Below are 21,601 nucleotides of genomic sequence, written 5' to 3'. Positions count from 1 at the left end.
GTCTTACCAAGTTGGGATTATGTGAAAAGGTTTTGCAGCGTCATGAAAAATAGCGTCCAAAAAAACATCGAAGATTTTTATCCACTTTCACCGATGCAGCAGGGCATACTATTTCACAGTCTTTATGCCCCAGAGTTAGCTGTCTATTGCGAAGTTTTAAGCTGTAATCTTCAGGGAGAACTAAATATTTCAGCATTCAAGCAAGCTTGGCAACAATTGCTAGAGCGCCACCCGATTTTACGAACCTCATTTGTTTGGAAAGGTTTGAAAGAAGCGGCTCAGGTTGTGCATAAACAAGTCAAATTGCCCTGGGAGCAACAAGATTGGTGTGGAATTATAAGTATTACGCAGCAAGAGCGTATAAAAGCTTTTTTAGTCGCAGAGCAACAGCAGAGTTTTGAAATTTCTCAAGCTCCGTTGATGCGTTTAACTCTGATCAAATTAGCCGCAAATAACTATCAATTTGTTTGGAGCCGTCATCACTTGCTACTAGATGGATGGTCTTCATCTTTGCTGATGGATGAAGTTTTTGCGTTTTATAAAGCATTTAGCCAGGATAAAGATTTATGTTTGAAACAACCTCGTCATTACCGAGATTATATAGCTTGGTTGCAACAGCAAAATCTTTCTCAAAGTCAGGCTTTCTGGCGACAGCGTTTGCAACAATTTACTGCAACTACTCCTTTGAGCATAGACCATACATCCAATCATTTGCCCGATGAAAACAAAGACTATAAACAACAACAAATTAAGCTATCAACAGCGGAAACATTAGCATTGCAGTCTTTTGCAAGGCAGCAACAGTTAACTTTCAATACTTTAATACAAGCTGCATGGGCTATTCTCTTGAGTCGTTACAGTAGTGAGAATGATGTTGTTTTTGGATCTGTTGTTTCTGGTCGAGGTGGTTTAGCAGGAAGTGAATCAATGGTAGGAGTGTTAATTAACACTGTGCCAGTACGAGTGTATGTCAATTCTGAAGAATCTCTTGTCTCTTGGTTAAAGCAACTGCAAGTACAGCAAAATCAAACACGTCAGTACGAGCAATGTCCATTAATAGAAATTCAAAAGTTGAGTGATATACCAGTTGGTCAACCTTTATTTGAAAGTATAGTTAATTTTCAGAATTATCCAATAGATTTTTCTAAATTACAGCAAGTCAACAACTTAAAAATATCTAATATCTATAGTTTTATGCATCCTCATTATCCACTTACGGTATCGGTGAAAGTGGATTCAGAATTATTGTTAGAGGTTTTCTATGAAAGCTACCGATTTGAATCAACTACAATAGCTAGGATGTTGGGACACTTCCGTACATTATTATTAGGTATGGCAGCCAAGCAACAACAGCGTGTTAAAGATTTACCATTGCTGACTGCACAAGAACAACATCAAGTGTTGCTAGATTGGAATGATACCCAAGTCAATTATCCTCAACAGTGCATTCATCAGTTATTTGAAACGCAAGTAGAAAAAACACCTGATGCGATCGCATTAGTATTTGAAAATCAGCAATTGACTTATAGTGAACTCAACACCAAAGCAAATCAACTAGCGCATTATTTGCGATCGCTGGGAGTAAAACCAGATGTATTAGTAGGGATTTGTGTAGAGCGAAGCTCTGGAGGAGCCGCTTCGCTAACGCTCGATATGGTCATCGGACTATTAGCCATCCTCAAAGCAGGTGGTGCATACATCCCACTAGACCCAGCATATCCTCAAGAGCGATTGGCATTTATTTTAGAAGATACCCAAGCACCAGTATTACTAACTCAAACGTCCCTCTTACAAGCAATACCACAACATCAAGCTCAAGTCGTTTGTTTAGATGCACATTGGCATTATATTGCCCAACAAAGCCAAGAAAATTTATTATCTGAGCTAACTCCTGACAACCTAGTTTATGTCATCTATACCTCTGGTTCAACAGGCAAACCCAAAGGTGTACAAATTCCCCACAGTGCTTTGAGCAACTTTTTGTACTCCATGAGGGAAACACCAGGGTTAACTCAGGAGGATACTTTACTAGCGGTTACAACTTATTCCTTTGATATTGCGGCGTTAGAAATTTTTCTGCCAATCATAGTTGGTGGTCGTTTAGTAATCGCTAGTCGTGAAGTAGCCTCAGACGGAACGCAGTTATCAGCTTTACTGACAGATTCCAAAGCGACAGTTATGCAAGCCACACCAGCGACTTGGCAGTTACTTCTAACAGCAGGCTGGAGTGGCAATAAACAATTAAAAATCCTTTGTGGTGGAGAAGCTTTACCTGGACACTTAGCCAATCAATTATTGCATCGGTGTGCCTGTTTGTGGAATATGTACGGCCCGACAGAAACTACTATTTGGTCAGCAGCATCCCAAGTAGAAATAGACAGCGCGATTGTACCAATTAGTCAGGCGATCGCAAATACGCAACTTTATATCCTAGACCAATATACTCAGTTAGTTCCTGTAGGTGTAGCAGGCGAATTACATATCGGTGGGGATGGACTCGCAAGAGGCTATTTCAAGCGTCCTGACTTGACAGCAGAGAAATTTATCCCCAATCCATTTAGTCAAAAGGCTACGCGTCTTTATAAAACAGGAGATTTAGCCCGCTATCTACCAAATGGAGAAATCGAGTACATTGGTCGCATTGACCACCAAGTAAAAGTCCGTGGTTTCAGGATTGAACTCGGTGAAATTGAAGCACTCATCAACCAATACCCAGCAGTCCAAGAAACTGTAGTTGTAGTACGCAAAGATTCAGTAGATTCTCAACGAATAATCGCCTATTTAGTCCCTAAAATCGAGCAAGCACTGACAACTACTGAACTGCGTGGCTTTTTGGAGTCCAAGTTGCCAAGCTACATGATGCCAACAAGTTTTGTAATATTAGAGGCACTCCCACTTACACCCAATGGCAAGGTTGACCGCAAAGCATTACCTGCACCTGATAGAGTAAGTCCAGAATTTGAAGAAACCTTTGTTGCTCCTCAAACGCTTGTTGAAAAACAGATGGCGATGATCTGGATGCAAGTACTTGGCTTAGAAAAAATAGGAATAAACGATAACTTTTTTGAATTGGGTGGACACTCACTGTTAGCCACCCAAGTTATATCCCGCATTAATAAGATATTTGATGTTGAATTACCATTGCGCCGAATTTTTGAATTACCGACGATAGCAAAATTAGCCAAAGTTTTTGAGAATAAACAGCAAATCACTAAGTCAATTCCACCAATTGAACGAGTTTCACGAGAGATGGAATTACCCCTATCTTTTGCCCAAAAAAGATTGTGGATTCTAGATCAATTGGAAAAGGAAAATTCTACATATAATATGCCAGCTGCCGTTTACCTGAACGGAGATTTAGACATAAATGCTTTAGAGCAAAGTTTCAAAGAACTTTTGCAGCGTCAAGAAGCATTACGTACTAATTTTAGGAAAGTAAATGGAGTTCCTGTACAAATAATTGCTCCATTTACTTCAATGTCTCTGCCAATAATAAATTTAAGTGAAATTTCAAAAGAAAAACAGTTTGTTAAGGTACAGGAGTCAATCCAAAAAGAAGCTCAAAAACCTTTTGACTTAGCTAATGATCCATTGCTGCGAGTTAGTTTATTGCGCTTAGATGAAGAAACTTACGTATTGCTGTTAGTGATGCATCATATTATTTCTGATGGCTGGTCAATTGGTATACTTATTCGTGAATTTTCTGCGCTTTATACAGCTTTCAGCAAAGGAGTACCTTTACCTTTACCAGAATTGCCAATTCAATATGCAGACTTCGCCTATTGGCAAAATCAGTGGCTACAAAAAGAAGTTATGGAGAAACACTTGTCTTATTGGAAACAGCAACTTGCTAACTTACCTGTACTAGAATTACCTACCGACTATCCGCGTCCTGAAATCCAAACTTTTCGTGGTACTAAACAACATCTAGAACTGCCAAAAGAACTTTGTGAAGAAATTAAAACACTTAGCCACAGGGAAGGAGTCACTCTATTTATGACTTTAGTGGCAGCATTTAAAATCTTAATGCATTACCACACAAAGCAGGATGACATCGTTATAGGTACTGATGTTGCTAACCGTAATGTTCCAGAAACAGAAAATATTATTGGTTTTTTTGTTAATCAGTTAGTATTACGTACCTACCTTGGAGGTAATCCAACTTTTCAAGAGTTTTTGAAGCGTATTTGTGAAGTGACATTGGCTGCTTATGAACATCAGGATATGCCATTTGATCAGTTGGTATTAGCTCTGAAACCAGAACGGGATTTGAGCCGTACACCTCTGTTTCAATCCAAATTTGTTCTACAAAATGCCCCAACACTTCCACTGGAATTAGAAGGTTTGAAGTTGAAAATTATCGAAGATATTGATAATGGTAGAGCTAAATTTGATTTATTGCTTACTATGTGGGAAAGCAAACAAGGTTTGAGTGGTAGTTTGGAATATAGCACAGACTTATTTAATGCTTCTGCGATCGCTAAATTTATTACAGATTATGAAATAATTTTACGTGCCGTTATTGCTCAACCTCAGATTAAATTTATAACCATAAAAGAAATATTGACAACAGCAGATAAGCAAAGACAAGATGCAAAGCAACAGGAATTTCAACAAGCCCGGCGCCAAAAATTTAAAGCATTTAAGTCACAACCAAAACCTACAGTAATTAACTTATCCCAACAAGAATTAATAACAGAATCTTTTTTGCAATTAGAAGGAAATGTACCTTTGGTTATTACGCCTAAATTTAGTGATTTGAATTTACCAATTTGGGCTGAGAACAATCAAGCATTCATTATCAATAACTTGTCGAAATCTGGAGGAATTTTATTTAGAGGTTTTGCTATTAATCAAAAAGAAGATTTTGAACAATTCGTTAGTGCCGTATGTCCTCAATTAATGCCTTATACAGAATCTTCTACACCTCGTACTAAGTTAAGCGAAAAAGTTTATACGTCTACCGAATTTCCCGCTGACCAAACCATTGCTTTACATAATGAATCATCCTATGCCAGTACCTATCCAATGAAGATATGGTTTTGCTGCATTGAACCTGCAAATCAAGGAGGAGAAACTCCAATTGCTGATGTGAGAAAAGTATTTCAACGTATTCACCCTCAGATTAGAGAACGCTTTCAAGAAAGAGGGTGGATGTTAGTTCGCAACTATGGTCATGGATTTGGTTTGCCTTGGCAAAAAGCTTTTCACACAACAGATAAAGCTGTGATGGAAAAATATTGTCGTAACGCTTGCATTCAGGTTGAGTGGAGAGATAACAACTGTTTAAGAACTCGTCAAGTTCGCCCAGCCATAGCGCAACATCCAAAAACAGGTGAAATGGTTTGGTTTAATCACGTTGTTTTTTGGCATGTGTCGAGTTTACAAACACAATTTCGAGAAAAATTTTTCAACGAGTTTACAGAAGAAGATTTACCCTACAACACTTTTTATGGTGATGGTTCTCCAATTGAAAATTCGGTTATTGCAGAAATTCGTGAGGCTTATCAACAAGAAATTATTATTTATCCTTGGCAGAAAGGGGATATATTAATGCTGGATAATATGTTGACCGCTCACGGACGTAATCCTTACTCTGGTTCTAGAAAAATTTTAACTGCAATGGGTGAGCCTCAGCATTATTGTTAAATAATTATAGGTAGGACAAATAATTATTAAATAATTAATACTCTTCAAATTACATATCATGAATAATACATCAATTTACGGTTTTCAACTTTCGCCACAACAAAAACATTTATGGCTACTACAACAAAATAAACATAGTCTTGCCTATCGTTCATTTTGTCTAGTGGAAATTACAGGTAATCTAAATATCGAAGCATTAAAAATTGCTTTACAAAGTGTTGTAAATAGACATCAAATTCTTTGCACCAGTTTTCGTTGTTTGCCAGGGATGAATATTCCACTGCAAACGATTGAAAGTGATAGCAATCTATTAATAAAAGAATACGACTTGAGCGCACTTAAATCTGAAGAACAAAAAAATGCTGTTGAATTAGCTATTGAATCAGCTAAACAGCAAGTTTTTGATTTTGAGAAATCGTCTTCATTACAGGTATCTCTAATTACTCTATCCGTATCTCAGTATGTTTTACTATTAAACTTACCTGCTTTATACGCAGATGCAACTTCACTTAGTAACTTAGTGCTAGAAATAAGTCGTGCTTACACTGAAGATTTGCATAATATTAGTATCAAAAAGGAACCAGTACAATATAGTGTTTTTTCAAATTGGCAAAATGAATTATTGGCATCAGAAGAAGCGGAAATTGGTAGAAAATATTGGCGAAAAAAAGATATCACTCATATTTTCAACTTGAAACTGCCAAATGAAAATCTATTTCCTAAAAAAACTCAATTTCAACCTCAAATTTTTACTCAGATAATTCCACCTCGATTAGCAGCAGAAATAACCGCGATCGCCAAAAATTTTAATACTACAGAATCAACATTTTTACTAACATGTTGGCAAATATTACTATGGCGGTTGACCAATATATCAAATATGGTTGTTGGTAGTAGTCGCGATGGTAGATCAGAAGAAGAACTTCAAGAAATGCTAGGACTTCTTGCTAAATATGTACCAGTGGATTGCCATCTCCAAGGTAGCTTAAAGTTGAGTGAAGTTTTAGAACAAATTACTTTTACTCAAAATCAAGCAGATGAATGGCAAGATTGTTTTAATTGGGAATTAAGTTCAAGACTAGATAAAGTTATCAACGAAGTACCTTTCTTCCCCTTCTGTTTTGACTTTATAGAGCAAAATTGTAAATTTTTGACTACAAACGCAGTCATATTTTCTCTCTCACAGCAATATATTTGTTTCGATAAGTTCAAAGTAAAATTATCACTTAGACGTACAGAAAGCTTTCTTAACGCCGAGTGGTACTATGATTCAGAATTATTTTTACCAGAAGATATTGAACGTTTATCTGGACAATTTTTTACTCTCTTACAAAGCGCAATTAATCATCCAGATGCATTGCTAAGTGAATTAGAAATACTCAGCGATATTGAACGACAAGAACTGTTAGTTGAATTGAATCAGACACAAACTATTTTTCCAAGAAATAAATGTTTTCATCAACTTTTTGCAGAACAGGTAGATCGCACGCCAGACAACATTGCTATTATTTATAAGAATCAGCAATTTACCTACCGAGAATTAAACACCCGTGCTAACCAACTAGCTCATTATTTACAACAATTTGGTGTGAAACCCGATGTAATGGTAGGACTTTGTGTTGAGCGATCGCCTTTAATGCTGATTGGACTTTTAGGTATCTTAAAAGCAGGTGGTGCATACATACCCATTGACCCTAGCTATCCCTTAGAAAGAAAAGCTTTTATACTAAACGATTCTCAAATGCCAGTGCTGCTGACTCAACAGCATTTAATTGCAAATTTAGCTACAAATGGAATTAAAGTAATTTGTATAGATAGTGATTGGCAAGCGATCAACCAACAAGAAATTGAAAATCTAATTACTAAAACAACCGCGCTAAATCTAGCCTATGTTCTTTACACCTCCGGTTCCACTGGTAAACCTAAAGGAACTCTAATTCCCCATCAAGGATTAGTTAACTACTTAAGGTGGTGTACTAAAACCTATCCAGTAGAACAAGGAGTAGGAACTTTAGTTCATTCACCTTTGGGTTTTGACTTAACAATCACTAGTCTTTTTCCACCTTTATTAGTTGGTCGTACAGTAGAATTACTATCAGAAGAACAAGGTATTGAAACCCTTTCTCAAGCTTTAAGTAAAAGCTCGAATTTAAGTTTAGTGAAAATTACCCCCGCTCACTTGGATTTACTTAAACAACAGTTATCCAAAGAAGAGATTGCAAATAAAACTAGAGCTTTTATTATTGGTGGAGAAAATTTATTAGCCCAAAGCATTACTTTCTGGCAAGATGTAGCTCCAGATACGATATTAGTAAACGAATACGGCCCTACAGAGACAGTGGTAGGCTGTTGTATTTATCAGGTTCCAGTCGGGAAACATTCTACAGGTTCTATACCAATTGGTAAGCCGATCGCTAATACCCAGTTGTACATTTTAGACCAATATTTGCAACCAGTACCAATGGGAGTAGCAGGTGAATTGCACATTGGCGGACTTGGATTAGCTAGGGGTTATCTAAATCAACCGGAATTAACAGCCCTTAAATTTATCCCCAATCCCTTTAGTAAAAAAGCAGGCGATCGCCTTTACAAAACAGGTGATTTAGTTCGCTTTTTAGCGAGTGGAGATATTGAGTATATAGGCCGCATTGACAACCAAGTTAAAATACGAGGTTTCCGTGTTGAACTAGGAGAAATTGAAGCAGTTATTAATGAACATCCATCAATATCGACAAGTGTAGTTATCCTTCGGGAGGACAAATCTGGAAATCAAACTTTAATAGCCTACACAACTCTCCACCCAGATAAAACACTAACAATTCCTGAACTACGCCGCTTTTTGCAAAATAAATTGCTTGACTATATGCTACCAAATGCTTTTATGATATTAGAAGTATTACCATTAACATCTAATGGCAAAGTAGACCGTCAAGCATTACCGATGCCCGATGCCCTGCGCCCAGAATTAGAAGTTGCTTATGTAGTACCGCAAACTGAGGTGGAAAAGACAATAGCCTCAGTTTGGCAAAAAGCTTTAAATCTTGAAAAGATAGGCATTCACGATAATTTCTTTGAAATTGGCGGTCATTCATTACTTTTAGTTACAGTTCACAGCCAATTGCAGGAAATATTAAAAGCAGAACTGTCAACTCTTGATTTGTTTAGATATCCTACCATCAATTCTTTAGCAGAGTATTTAACATCTCCAAATACCACAGAATTCTTACAGGAGAATAATACTCAAACAGAGAAAATTTCAGCTGGTAAAGCGCAACAAAGAAAACGCCTACAAAAAATGAAATCAGTTGAAAATAATTAAGGAATTAATAAACAATGAATATTCCAACTGGTGCATATCCTACTAACGGTTCAGAAATAGCAATTATTGGATTAGCAGGAAAATTTCCTGGGGCTAAAAATGTTGACGAATTTTGGCATAATCTCAAAAATGGCATAGAATCAGTATCTTTTTTCAGTGATGAAGAACTACTGAAAGCAGGAGTAGATGCAGAACTTCTAAGTAAACCAAATTATGTGAAAGCTAATGCTGTAATAGAAGATGCAGAACTTTTTGATGCTAACTTTTTTGGTTTTAATCCCAGAGATGCAGAAATGACTGATCCGCAACACCGGATTTTTTTAGAGTGTGCTTGGGAAGCGCTGGAAAAAGCAGGGTATGATTCCGAAACATACAATGGTTCCATAGGTGTTTTTGCTGGTTCTAACTTGAGCGGCTATTTATTAAACATTTATTTTAATCAAAATATTAGAAACTCAGTAGACGAACGGCAAATAGCGATCGCTGGCGATAAAGATTACCTTGCTACACGTACTTCTTACAAACTTAATTTGACGGGGCCTAGCTATACAGTTCAAACAGCTTGCTCAACCTCATTAGTAGCTGTACATTTAGCCTGCCAAAGTTTACTAAACGGTGAGTGTGATATAGCTTTGGTTGGCGGTGTTTCGATCAGTGCATCAAGAAAAACTGGCTATCTTTATCAAGAAGGAGGTATCAATTCTCCTGATGGACATTGCCGTGCCTTTGATGCGAAAGCGCGGGGTACTGTGTGTGGAGAAGGTGTAGGAATCGTTGTTTTAAAAAGATTAGAAGATACTTTAAATGATAGAGATTTTATTCATGCTGTTATTAAAGGTTCGGCTATTAATAATGATGGTTCAAACAAAGTTAGTTACACAGCACCGCGCATAGAAGGTCAAGCAAAAGTTATCAAAACGGCTCAAGTTGTTGCAGAGTTAGAACCAGAAACAATAACTTATATTGAAGCTCACGGGACAGGGACATCTTTAGGAGATCCGATTGAAATTGCGGCACTGACGCAAGCATTTCAAAGCAGTACAAAAAAGAAAGGTTTCTGTGCAATTGGTTCCTTAAAAACAAATATTGGGCATTTAGATGCGGCTGCTGGTGTTGCAGGTTTAATTAAAACAGTGTTAGCTCTTAAACACAAACAAATTCCCCCTAGCCTGCACTTTGAGCAACCAAATCCTCAAATTGATTTCGCTAACAGTCCCTTTTATGTCAACAACAAACTTTCCGAATGGAAAGCAGACAAATATCCTAGACGGGCAGGCGTCAGTTCTTTTGGAATTGGTGGTACGAATGCTCATGTGATTTTAGAAGAAGCTCCAGTTTTTACAACCAAAGAGAGTATTTCTCGCCCTTGGCAGTTGTTAGTTATTTCTGCAAAAACTCAAACGGCTCTAGAATCTGCGACAACTAACCTTGTTAATTATTTAACACAGCATCCTAATACCAATCTTGCTGATGTAGCTCATACTTTGCAAGTTGGTCGCCGAAATTTTAGCCATCGTCGAGTGTTGCTATGTCAGGATATTCAAGATGCTATCGAGGCACTAACAGCGCCAAACCAACAAAGGGTTTTGAGTAATTTTTCAGAAATCCGTAACCATTCAATTGTGTTTATGTTTCCCGGACAAGGAGCACAGTATGTAAACATGGGACGGGAATTATATGAAATAGAACCGATTTTTCGACAACAAGTTGATGAGTGTTGTGAATTACTTAAACCATATTTAAAATTAGACCTCAGAGATATACTTTATCCCTCGACGGGAGAAACCACACAAGAACAACTTAAACAAACTTCCTTAACGCAAGTTGCATTATTTGTGATTGAATATGCTCTTGCTAAACTTTGGATGGCGTGGGGTGTGCATCTGCAAGCAATGATTGGTCACAGCATTGGTGAGTATGTAGCCGCTTGTATTTCAGGTGTCTTTTCTTTAGAAGAAGCATTGACTTTAGTGGTAATTCGCGGACGACTGATGCAACAAGTCGAATCAGGGGCGATGCTTTCCGTTTCTCTTTCTGCCAAAGAAATACAACCTATGTTGGGTTCAGAACTTTCTTTAGCAGCTAGCAATGCACCATCCCTGTGTGTGGTTTCTGGTGCAACTAATGCAATAGAACTATTACAGAATCGATTGACAGAGCAAGGTGTTGATTGTCGCTGTCTGCATACATCTCATGCTTTTCATTCCCAGATGATGGAGCCGATTTTAGAGCCATTTGTACGGCATCTTAAAGAAGTCAATCTGCAATCACCTCAAATTCCTTTTGTTTCCAACGTTACGGGAACTTGGATTACGGCAGAGGAGGCGACTAATCCTGACTACTGGGCTAGACATTTACGACAACCCGTATTGTTTAACGAGGGCATCGCCGAACTGCAACAGTCAGAGCGAATACTATTGGAAGTTGGGCCAGGACGAACATTAACTACCTTAGCTAAACGACAGTTAGTTTCACAGACTGTAGTTTTAACTTCGTTGCGACATCCCCAAGAGCAAATTTCTGATGTAGCATTTTTGCTTAATACTCTCTCCCGGCTTTGGCTATCAGGATTGCAAATAAATTGGGCAGGTTTTTATGCAAAAGAGCAACGCAGACATATTCCTTTGCCTACCTATCCTTTTGAGCGTCAGCGTTACTGGATTGAAGCTGACCCCGAAACTGCGTTATCAGAAGCATGGCAAAAATCATTAGGTAAAAAGTCAGATATTGCAGATTGGTTTTATATCCCAATCTGGAAACAATCTACACCACTTGAGTTTTTCCAAGGGAAGGAATTAGCAACTGAGCAAAATACTTGTTGGTTAGTTTTTATCGATGAATATGGAGTTGGAAGCGAAGTTGCTAAACGACTGAAACAGCAAAGCCATGATGTTGTTACAGTTAGGGTTGCAGATAAATTTACTAAGCTGAACGAGTATACATATACCATTAATCCCCGGCAAAGCGATGACTACGATGCCTTGCTTCAAGAACTCCGAAAACATAGTTTGATTCCAAATGCATTAGCTCACTTTTGGAGTATTACGCCCAATGATACGTTACCTTGCAAGGAGTTAAAAGAACAAACTTTTGAAGATTGTCAGAATCTTGGCTTTTGGAGTCTGTTATATTTAACACAGGCATTAGGAAGGCAAAATATTAGCGATTCTCTGAAGCTGAGGGTTGTAACTAATAATCTATATCATGTTATCGGCGATGAAAATTTATACCCAGAAAAGGCAACGATATTAGGACCGTGTAAGATAATTCCCAAGGAATATCCAAACATTAATTCTTGTATTATCGATGTAGTAATTCCTGCTTCTAACATTGCGCCAACACAAAAGTTTATCGACTATCTGATTACGGAACTGACAACACAGCAAACTGATAATATAGTTGCTTACCGTGGATATCATCGCTGGATTCAAACCTTTGAAACTGTCCGCTTGGATGAAAGTACCCCCGGTAAAACTAAGTTAAAACCAGGAGGAGTTTACTTAATTACTGGTGGACTTGGTGGTATAGGTTTGGTGCTGGCGGAATATTTAGCGAAGACAGTACAAGCCAAGTTAATTTTAATTGGAAGAAAGGGATTACCGGAGCGATCGCAGTGGGAGCAATGGCTAGAAACTCATGATAGTCAAGATAATGTTAGCCGCAAAATCCAAAAAATACTAGCGCTTGAAGAGTTGGGGTCAGAGGTTGAGGTTAAAAGTGCCGATGTAGCCAGTTACGAAGAAATGCAGGTAGCTGTTGCTGAAGCCGTAGAAAAATTTGGTCAAATCAATGGTGTCATCCACGCAGCAGGTATTGCTGGTGGTGGTATTGTTCAACTAAAAACACAGGATATAGCAAACAGCGTATTAGCACCAAAAGTAAAAGGCACATTAGTATTAGAGGAAATTTTAAACTTACAAAATATTAATTTAGATTTCTTAGTACTTTGTTCATCGCAAAGTTCTATATTGAGTGAATTTGGACAGGTTGATTATTGTGCAGCTAATGCATTTCTGGATGTTTATGCACATTATCGCACTTTGAAATCTGAACAATTTACAGTGGCAATCAACTGGGGTACTTGGCAAGAGGTAGGGATGGCAGTAGAGACAGCACTACCAGAACAATTAAAGCTCCAACGTGAAGAAGATATCAAAAAAGGAATATTATCTCATGAAGGTGCTGAAGCTTTTAATCGCATTTTGCTAAGTAGCTTGCCTCATGTTGTTGTCTCCCCGCAAGATTTCCAAACGGTAATTGAGCAGAACAATTCTTTCAATTATTTAGAACAAGAATTAGCGCTTTTGTCAGAGACATCAAAAACCAATTCCCAGCTAAGCCATCCACGTCCAAACTTGGCAAATGCTTATGTTGCTCCTCGTAACGAAGTTGAGCAGACTCTTACTGACATTTGGCAACAATTCTTGGGAATTGAGAAAGTTGGTATTCATGACAACTTTTTTGAGTTGGCGGGAGATTCAATTGTTACGATTCAAATTGTTGCCAAAGCTAACCAATTAGGTTTAAAGTTAACTTCTCAACAAATGTTTTTGCATCAGACTATTGCTGAATTAGCAACAGCAACAGGTATGATTGAAACTAACCAGGCTGAGAATAGTTCAATAACTAAAGAAGTATATCTGACACCTATTCAGCATCGTTTCTTTGACCAAAATCAATCAGATGAACATTCTTTAAACCAATCTTTAGTACTAGAAATGCAACAAATATGCAATCCCAAAGTATTAAAGCAGGCTGTAGAATATGTGATAGACCATCACGATGTATTCCGTCTACGTTTTCTTCAAAAAGAATCTGGCTGGCAGCAAATTAAAGCTAATACCAATGATATAATGGTATACAAGCATTTAGATTTGTCTTCACTTTCAGAGAATAAGCAAAAATCTGCTTTTGAGTCTGCGATCGCAGAACTACAAAGTGACTTAAACTTAAGTGAAGGGCCGCTTGTAAAAGTTGCTTTTTTAGAATTGCGATCGCAACAAAATAGCTATCTAGTAATTACTATTCATCATCTTTTAATAGATGCTATTTCCTGGCAGATTTTGCTAGAAGATTTACAAACAGCTTATCAGCAACTCAGCCAAGGTAAAGCGATATATTTATCTGAGAAAAGCACTTCATTCCAGCGGTGGACACAGTATGTCCAAGAGTACGCTCAGACTTCAGAAAGAATTCATGAGCAAGATTACTGGTTAGCAAAAGCCCAAAAACCTTTCCGCAGTCTACCTGTTGACTATTCTACAAAGGCAAATACAGTAGCTAACGCCGAAGTAATATCAATTTCTCTAGATAAAAAGGAAACGCAAGCTTTATTAAAAAACATCAATAAGGCTTATAATACGCAGATAACCGATGTTCTACTAACAGCATTAGTCCAATCTTTTGCTAAATGGACGGGAGAAAAACAACTATGGGTAGATATAGAAGATAATAGCCGAGAGGCAATTTTCAAGGATGTAAATGATATATCCCTATCCCGTACAGTTGGTTTATTTACAACTTGCTTCCCAGCCATTTTAGATATCACAGAGGCTTCCGAGCAAGGAAGTGCATTGATAGCAGTCAAAGAGTATTTACGAAGCATTCCAAATAAAGGAATTGGGTACGATATACTGCGTTACATAACTAGCAATCCCGAAATCAATTCAAAGCTAAAATCTTTTCCACAGCCTCAAGTAAGTTTTAAATACTTAGGTGATTTTGACCGTGTTAAATCGCACTCATCTTTATTTAATTTAACCAGCCAGCCTATTAAATTTAGTCAAAGTCCCGGCGTCAATCGATTTTACCTGGTGGAAATAATTGGAATTATTGCTCAAGAACAACTGCAATTGAATTGGACTTATAATGCAGCGGTTCATCGTCGAGAAACAATTAAGACTTTAGCCATAAGCTTTATTAAATGTCTGCGAAATATTATTGCTCACTGTCAGTCTCTTGAAACAGAAAAATATACACCTTCTGATTTTCCTAGAGCTAACTTGAGCCAACAAGACTTAGATAAATTCCTGTCAAAAATTAATCGAGCAAGTGAGAAAAAAGCATAATGAAAGCAGAAAATGTCGAGGACATTTATGAACTTACACCCGTACAAAAGGGTATGCTCTTTCATTGTTTGTATGCCAGCGAGTCAGCATTATACTTTTTTCACCATACCTTAACTTTGTATGGTAATCCAAATGTAGAGGCTTTTGAACAAGCATGGCAACAAGTAGTAGATAGACACACAGTTTTGCGGACAGGATTTTATTGGGAAGACATTGATAATCCGTTACAAGTTGTCTATAAAAAAGTCAAAATTAACTTAAATCAATACGATTGGCGTGATGTTGAAGAAGCAGAACAACGACAGCGATTCAAATCATTTTTAGAGAGCGATCGCAAATTATGTTTTGACTTTTCCCAACCATGTCTAATGCGTCTAACTTTAATTCGTCTTGCTGACGAACGCTATGAATTTATTTGGAGTAACCACCATATAACCACAGACGGATGGTCTGGCCCGATCATACTAGAAGAATGCTTACAAATTTACAAAGCACTGTGTGAATGCAAAGAAGTGACCTTAGCGCCAGCACGTCCTTTTAGGGATTACATTGACTGGTTGCAGCAACAGAATATAGCTAAGACCGAAAATTTTTGGCGTCAAGCATTACAAGGAGTTAAAACACCAACTCCCCTAACTTATATAGAAAATAATCAATTATCTAATCAAGGAGAAAGGTACGATGAAGAAAGAATTCAGCTATCAGAAGCAACTACCAAAGCACTGCTAGCTTTCGCAACAAAAAATCGTCTAACTCTTGCCACATTAGTTCATGGAATCTGGTCTATTCTTCTAGGTCGTTACACTTGTCGTAACAATATAATCTATGGATGTACTGTCACAGGAAGACCAGTTGACTTAGCCGAAGTAGATTCAATAGTTGGTATGTTTATAAATACCTTACCAATTAATGTCAAGTTAAATCCTGAGCAACAATTGTTGTCATGGTTACAAGATTTTCAGACTCAATTAGTAGAAGCTCGTCACCATGAATATACTCCCCTTACGCAAATTCAAGGTTGGAGTGAAATACCTCGAAATTTCCCCATATTTGAAACCATTGTTGTAGTTGAAAACCTTCCAGTCAGTCAATTTGTGCAAAACTGGAAAGGAAATATAAAATTCAAACAAACTGGAACTTATTACAGAAACAACTACCCTTTGAATTTAGTTATATATCCAGAAGCCGAAATTATAGTAGCAATTTCTTACGATTCTCGGAGATTTGATATTACTACAATTACTGGGATAATTAGAGATTTTCAAATTTTGTTACAAGAAATAATGATTAATCCTTCTGTTCAAATTAAGGACTTATCATTTTTGACACCACAACAACAGCAAATATCAATAACTTTAGAAAAAGCAGCATCATTTGATTTGGAATTAGCTCCAATGTTGTAAGTAACTGATAACACGCCACATTCATCTCATGAAAATAATGATTTAGTGATTCGATTTTTAGAGGAATTCAATGCTAATGCGTAAAAGTATTTATCACCTTTATAAGAATTGACAATAATTAAAAGGATAAAACTATGATTGTTTCATCTGCAATAGAAAGAAGATATAAACTTTCAAGTGACGAATTCAAGAAAGATTATGTTGCGTTAGGAAAACCAGTCATAATTTCTGGAGTAATTTCAAGCTGGAATGGTTTCGATAAATGGTCTTTAGAGTGCTTTAAAGATTTATCCCCTTCTCTAAATATTTACGCAAAGAAATTTAGCGATCAGGGAATTGAAGTATGTAGTTTAACAATGGAGAGATATATAGAATTAATAGAAAATTATGAAGAATATCCTCAAAATAATGCTCGACCGCCATATTGCCATGACCTACCTTTATTTAGCTTAATACCTTCTTTAGTGGAAGATGCTCAACCATTTCCTTTTGATTATTTGCCAGAATGGTATTGGTATAAATGGTGGCGTTACTGCCAGTTTTTCTTAGGTTCTTCTAATAGTATTACACCACTACATTTTGATTGTCTTCTGACTAATAATATTTTTTTTCAAGTTGTTGGACGTAAACAATTTACTATTTTACTGCGTGAAGATGCTAAATATTGTTATCGCAAAGGCTGGCGATGGTTTCTTGTTAATCCAGAAAATCCAGATTTAAATAAATATCCTGAATACAAAAATGCTAAACCAATTAAATTTATTGTAAATCCTGGGGATATTGTCTATATGCCTCCCGGAACGCTGCATCATGTTCGGAGTTTAGATAAGTCAATTTCATTTAATATCGATTGGCATACTCAAAAAAGTTCACTGAATGCTATAGCAGCTATTAGAAAAGGTATGCCAGTTCAAAATTTATACTATAACTTTTTATTAGCTATGGGTTTAGTATTAAAAATACCTCCTCAAGTAATTTTTAAATTCTATAAGTCTTATCTAAATTATGTTTCTTAGAAAATATGCAGCGTCCATAATTCAGTTTGTAATTCAAATAAAAGCATCTCATGAATATATTTGAAAAGTGTGAATCCAATGTCAGAAGCTATTGCCGTAATTTTCCTGATATATTTCATAGAGCCAAAGGTTCTATAATTTATTCAGACTCAGGCAAAGAATATATTGATTTTTTTGCAGGGGCAGGTGCTTTAAATTATGGACATAACCATGACTATATAAAACAAAAGGTTATGTCATATTTAGATGCCGATGGGATTGCACATGGTTTAGATATGTATACTTCGGCTAAAGAGAAGTTTTTAGCTAAGTTTGATGAGGTAGTGCTAAGTTCAAGAAAACTAGATTATCGGATTCAGTTTTGCGGGCCAACAGGAACAAATGCAGTTGAAGCAGCTTTAAAGTTAGCCAGAAAAGTCAAACAAAGATCAGGTATATTCTCCTTCATGGGAGCATATCACGGCATGACTTTGGGTAGCCTATCGATTAGTGGTAATGTTGGAATTCGAGCCGGGGCAATTGGGACATCAAATAATGTAACATTTATGCCTTATCCCTATGGCTTTATGGAAAGTTTTGACACAATACAATATATAAAATCGGTTTTAAATGATATCAATTCTGGAATTGAAAAACCAGCAGCAATAATTTTTGAAACAGTGCAAGCTGAAGGTGGAGTTGTTATAGCTCCTATTGAGTGGATGCAAAGACTAAAGAATTTATGTGAAGAGAATGATATTTTATTAATTTGTGATGATATTCAAGTTGGCTGTGGTCGAACAGGGCCTTTCTTTTCTTTTGAAAGAGCAGACATTGTTCCTGATATGGTAGTACTCTCTAAATCTATTAGTGGGTATGGTTTTCCAATGTCACTATTATTAATCAAGCCAGAATTGGATATATGGGAACCAGGCGAACATAATGGTACTTTTAGGGGTAATCAATTAGCATTTGTAGGGGCTACAGCTGCTTTAGAGTATAGAGAAAGTTGTAATTTTGAACAAGATGTTAAAGCTAAAGAGATTTTCCTGAAAAATTTTCTAAATCAACAAATATTACCAATTAGTGAAAAAATAGCAATTCGTGGAATTGGGATGATTTGGGGGATTGATGTTAAAAACTTTGGCGGTAGCAGTTTAGCTAAAAGTATTACATCACGTTGCTTTGAACTGGGGTTAATAGTTGAACGAGCCGGCAGAAATGATACTGTGATTAAAATTTTGCCACCTTTAATAATTGATATGCTCACTTTAGAAAAAGGATGTTCAATTATCAAAGAAGCTTTTAAAGATTGCATATCAAAGTAGATTGACATACTAGTATTGATAACTCGGTAAGCAATTGGTCATAAGGAGAGAACTATGGGTATATATCTATCGAATGATTTATTTTCTCAAAAAATTTATTGGATAAATAAACTATCGGGAGAACTACCAGAAACAAATCTGATGCTGGATTATGTCAGACCTTCGTTATCTAGTGGTAAAAACAAATCTCTGAGTTTTGATTTATCAAATGATTTATCTCAAGCAATCATTAAGCTAGCTAAAGGTTCTGATTTTTCGATTTACTTGATACTTGTATCTGCATTGAATATATTGCTACAAAAATATACTAGAAATAATGATGTTATTGTCGGAATACCAGTATATGAGGATATTGGTATAGATTGCGTAAATACTAAAGTTATTCCTTTGCGTACTCAAGTCACACCTCAACTTTCATTCAAAGATTTTCTTCTTCAAGTCAAAGATGCCGCGATCGCAGCTTATACCCATCAGAATTACAATTTTGATGAACTAATTGATTTATTGGAGTTACCAACAAGTCCCAATCGCCATCAAATTTTTGACATAGTAGTTTGTTTAGAAAATATTCATCTCAAAAGTGATTTAAATCAACTCAATAATGACATCACAATTTCTTTTACAGTTAACGGTGAAAATATTAGTGCTGATATAGACTATAAACAAGATTTATTTCAATGTGAAAATATAAAGTTGATGGGTAGATATTATACTAATGTTATTGAAAATGTTATAAATAACGTCAATACTAAAATATTAGATACTATTTTCTTAAAAGAGTTTGATAAACAACAGTTATTAAAACAATTTAATAACAATATTAAAAATTATCCAGTTGAACAAACAATAAATAGTTTATTTGAAAAGCAAGTATCTCAAACTCCAAATAATATTGCTGTCATTCATCAACAAACTAAACTGACGTATCAGGAACTCAATCAAAAAGCTAACCAGCTAGCTGGAATCTTGCGTAAGTTAGGAGTCGTTAAAGGAGAATTTGTAGGTATTTTTAAAGACCGCGATATTAATTTTTTGATTGCTATTCTTGCTATATATAAAGCAGGTGGTGCTTATGTACCTATTGATAGTACTTACCCACCAAATCGAATTAAATATATGCTATCTAATAGCGAAGTTAGATTTCTATTAACAGATTTTTCGCTATTTAATGTTTTATCCGAATTAGTAGAAGGCTGTTCACAGCTATCATTTGTTATTTGTTTAGATCGCATTGCTCATGAGAATACACTACTTGCCAAACAAACAAAATTAAAAATATATAGTCGATTTGATTTTGAACAGTTGCCTAATGAGAACTTAGAACATATTAATGATGCTGTTGACCCAGCTTATATGCTTTATACTTCCGGGTCTACAGGGCTACCAAAGGGGGCAATTGTCAGGCATGATGGTGCAATTAATCATATTTATGCCCAATTTGATGAGTTGGAGTTAACGCAGGAGTTTTGTTTTCTCCAAAGCGCTCCTTCTTCAACGGATATTTCTGTATGGCAATTTTTAGCACCACTTTTAATAGGTGGAAAAACAGTAATTGTAGATATAGAAACTGTTGCTATTCCTGATAAACTATTTAAGGCACTGAAATCACAAAAAATTACAGTTGTTGAATTAGTACCAGCATTATTTGGCGGCTTACTGGAATATACTTCTCAGCTAGCGATTCATGAAAGAGAATTGCCTGATTTAAAATGGATGATGGTTGTAGGGGAACCAGTATCGGTAAATTGGGTAAATAAGTGGCTCCAGATATATCCCGAAATCAAAATTGTTAACGCTTATGGCCCTACCGAGGCTGCTGATGATATTACCCAGTTTATTGTTAACAAGCCTTTGCCAGAAAATCAGCGAGCAGTTCCAATTGGTAAACCATTAGCCAACTTAAATCTCTATATTCTAGATGAGGAAATGCAACTATTACCTATTGGTGTTCCTGGAGAAATTTGTGTATCAGGAATTGGTGTAGGTGATGGATATTGGAAAAATCCCGAAAAAACTAATTTAAGCTTTGTTCCCAATCTGTTCACAGATGTTAGTCAGAATTTACCAGAAAATCGTGAAGATTTAATTTATAAAACTGGAGATTTAGGAAGATGGCTTCCTGATGGAAATATGGAATTTCTCGGACGTATTGACCATCAAGTGAAGATTCGTGGCTTCCGGGTTGAACTTGGGGAAATTGAAACATTTCTGGGTCAGCATCCGAATGTACGTGAAAATGTAGTCGTGGTTCATCAGGATGAACCAGGTAACTTACAATTAGTTGCCTATGTTGTTGCTAAGACACAAGCAGTTCCTACTATTAGTGAATTGCGTAGCTTCTTAAAAGAAAAGTTACCTGACCACATGTTACCTTCTGCATTTGTGATGCTAGAAAATTTACCACTAGCACCTAGCGGTAAGGTAGACCGTAAAGCTCTGCCCAAACCAGATAATCTTCGCCCGAAATTAGAAACAACTTACGTATTACCGCGAAATGAGATGGAACATGCAATTGCTGACATTTGGCAAAAAATACTTAAGGTGGATAAAGTCGGCATTCAAGATAACTTTTTTGACCTTGGTGGTCATTCGCTAAATGTGCTTCAGGTTTACAGCAAATTGCGGGAACTCTTTAAATCGGACTTAGTAATAACTGACCTATTTAAATATCCAACAATTAGTTCAATATCACGGTATTTAAATCAAGAGGATGATGATAGCTTTGCAAATCAAAGCAATGAATTAAATGAACAGTTAGAAGCTGGTAAAGCACGATTAAAACAACGCTTTTTACAAAAAAGACAACAGAATGTTTAACAGTTTCAAGAGTTAAAATTAC

General features: G+C 36.4%; 7 protein-coding genes. All 7 read left to right on the top strand.

The genetic code is table 11. From position 1 onward, the window contains the following. The first annotated feature begins 42 nt into the window (after positions 1–42). The 7 genes from HCR01_RS15950 (at position 43) to HCR01_RS15920 (ending at position 21,579) form a co-directional block, all read left to right on the top strand. On the top strand, positions 43–5,649 hold the full coding sequence (locus HCR01_RS15950; RefSeq protein WP_193197120.1) for a non-ribosomal peptide synthetase: 5,607 nt from the start codon (positions 43–45) through the stop codon (positions 5,647–5,649). A gap of 58 nt (positions 5,650–5,707) precedes the next feature. After that, positions 5,708–8,968 (top strand): non-ribosomal peptide synthetase, encoded by a 3,261-nt coding sequence (locus tag HCR01_RS15945; protein WP_193197119.1) that lies wholly within the window; start codon positions 5,708–5,710, stop codon positions 8,966–8,968. A 14-nt stretch (positions 8,969–8,982) separates the two neighbouring features. After that, a complete protein-coding gene (locus tag HCR01_RS15940; RefSeq protein WP_193197118.1) occupies positions 8,983–15,036 on the top strand; it encodes a type I polyketide synthase in 6,054 nt (2,017 codons plus the stop codon). Then, positions 15,036–16,439, top strand: coding sequence for a condensation domain-containing protein (locus HCR01_RS15935; protein ID WP_193197117.1), 1,404 nt, complete (start codon positions 15,036–15,038; stop codon positions 16,437–16,439). The genes HCR01_RS15940 and HCR01_RS15935 overlap by 1 nt, the downstream gene beginning before the upstream one ends. Positions 16,440–16,573: 134 nt before the next feature. Beyond that, positions 16,574–17,455, top strand: a complete 882-nt coding sequence (locus HCR01_RS15930) for a cupin-like domain-containing protein (RefSeq protein ID WP_193197116.1) — start codon at positions 16,574–16,576, stop codon at positions 17,453–17,455. Positions 17,456–17,505: 50 nt separating this feature from the next. Then, a complete protein-coding gene (gene ectB, locus HCR01_RS15925; RefSeq protein WP_193197115.1) occupies positions 17,506–18,762 on the top strand; it encodes a diaminobutyrate--2-oxoglutarate transaminase in 1,257 nt (418 codons plus the stop codon). Positions 18,763–18,816: 54 nt separating this feature from the next. Next, complete coding sequence (locus HCR01_RS15920; protein WP_193197114.1) at positions 18,817–21,579, top strand: non-ribosomal peptide synthetase; 2,763 nt, start codon at positions 18,817–18,819, stop codon at positions 21,577–21,579. Positions 21,580–21,601 lie beyond the last annotated feature (22 nt).

Origin of the sequence: Nostoc sp. MG11 (genome assembly GCF_014904695.1) — a bacterium.
Taxonomy (GTDB): Bacteria; Cyanobacteriota; Cyanobacteriia; order Cyanobacteriales; family Nostocaceae; genus Komarekiella.
Note: the sequence above shows the minus strand (reverse complement) of the source record. Positions and strands in the feature narration are given on the sequence as shown.

What these genes read in the sequence shown, in the direction of transcription:
- HCR01_RS15935 (WP_193197117.1), top strand. Translation starts at nt 15,036, where the DNA reads ATGAAAGCAGAAAATGTCGAGGACATTTATGAACTTACACCCGTACAA.
- HCR01_RS15940 (WP_193197118.1), top strand. Translation starts at nt 8,983, where the DNA reads ATGAATATTCCAACTGGTGCATATCCTACTAACGGTTCAGAAATAGCA.
- HCR01_RS15920 (WP_193197114.1), top strand. Translation starts at nt 18,817, where the DNA reads ATGGGTATATATCTATCGAATGATTTATTTTCTCAAAAAATTTATTGG.
- ectB (WP_193197115.1), top strand. Translation starts at nt 17,506, where the DNA reads ATGAATATATTTGAAAAGTGTGAATCCAATGTCAGAAGCTATTGCCGT.
- HCR01_RS15945 (WP_193197119.1), top strand. Translation starts at nt 5,708, where the DNA reads ATGAATAATACATCAATTTACGGTTTTCAACTTTCGCCACAACAAAAA.
- HCR01_RS15930 (WP_193197116.1), top strand. Translation starts at nt 16,574, where the DNA reads ATGATTGTTTCATCTGCAATAGAAAGAAGATATAAACTTTCAAGTGAC.
- HCR01_RS15950 (WP_193197120.1), top strand. Translation starts at nt 43, where the DNA reads ATGAAAAATAGCGTCCAAAAAAACATCGAAGATTTTTATCCACTTTCA.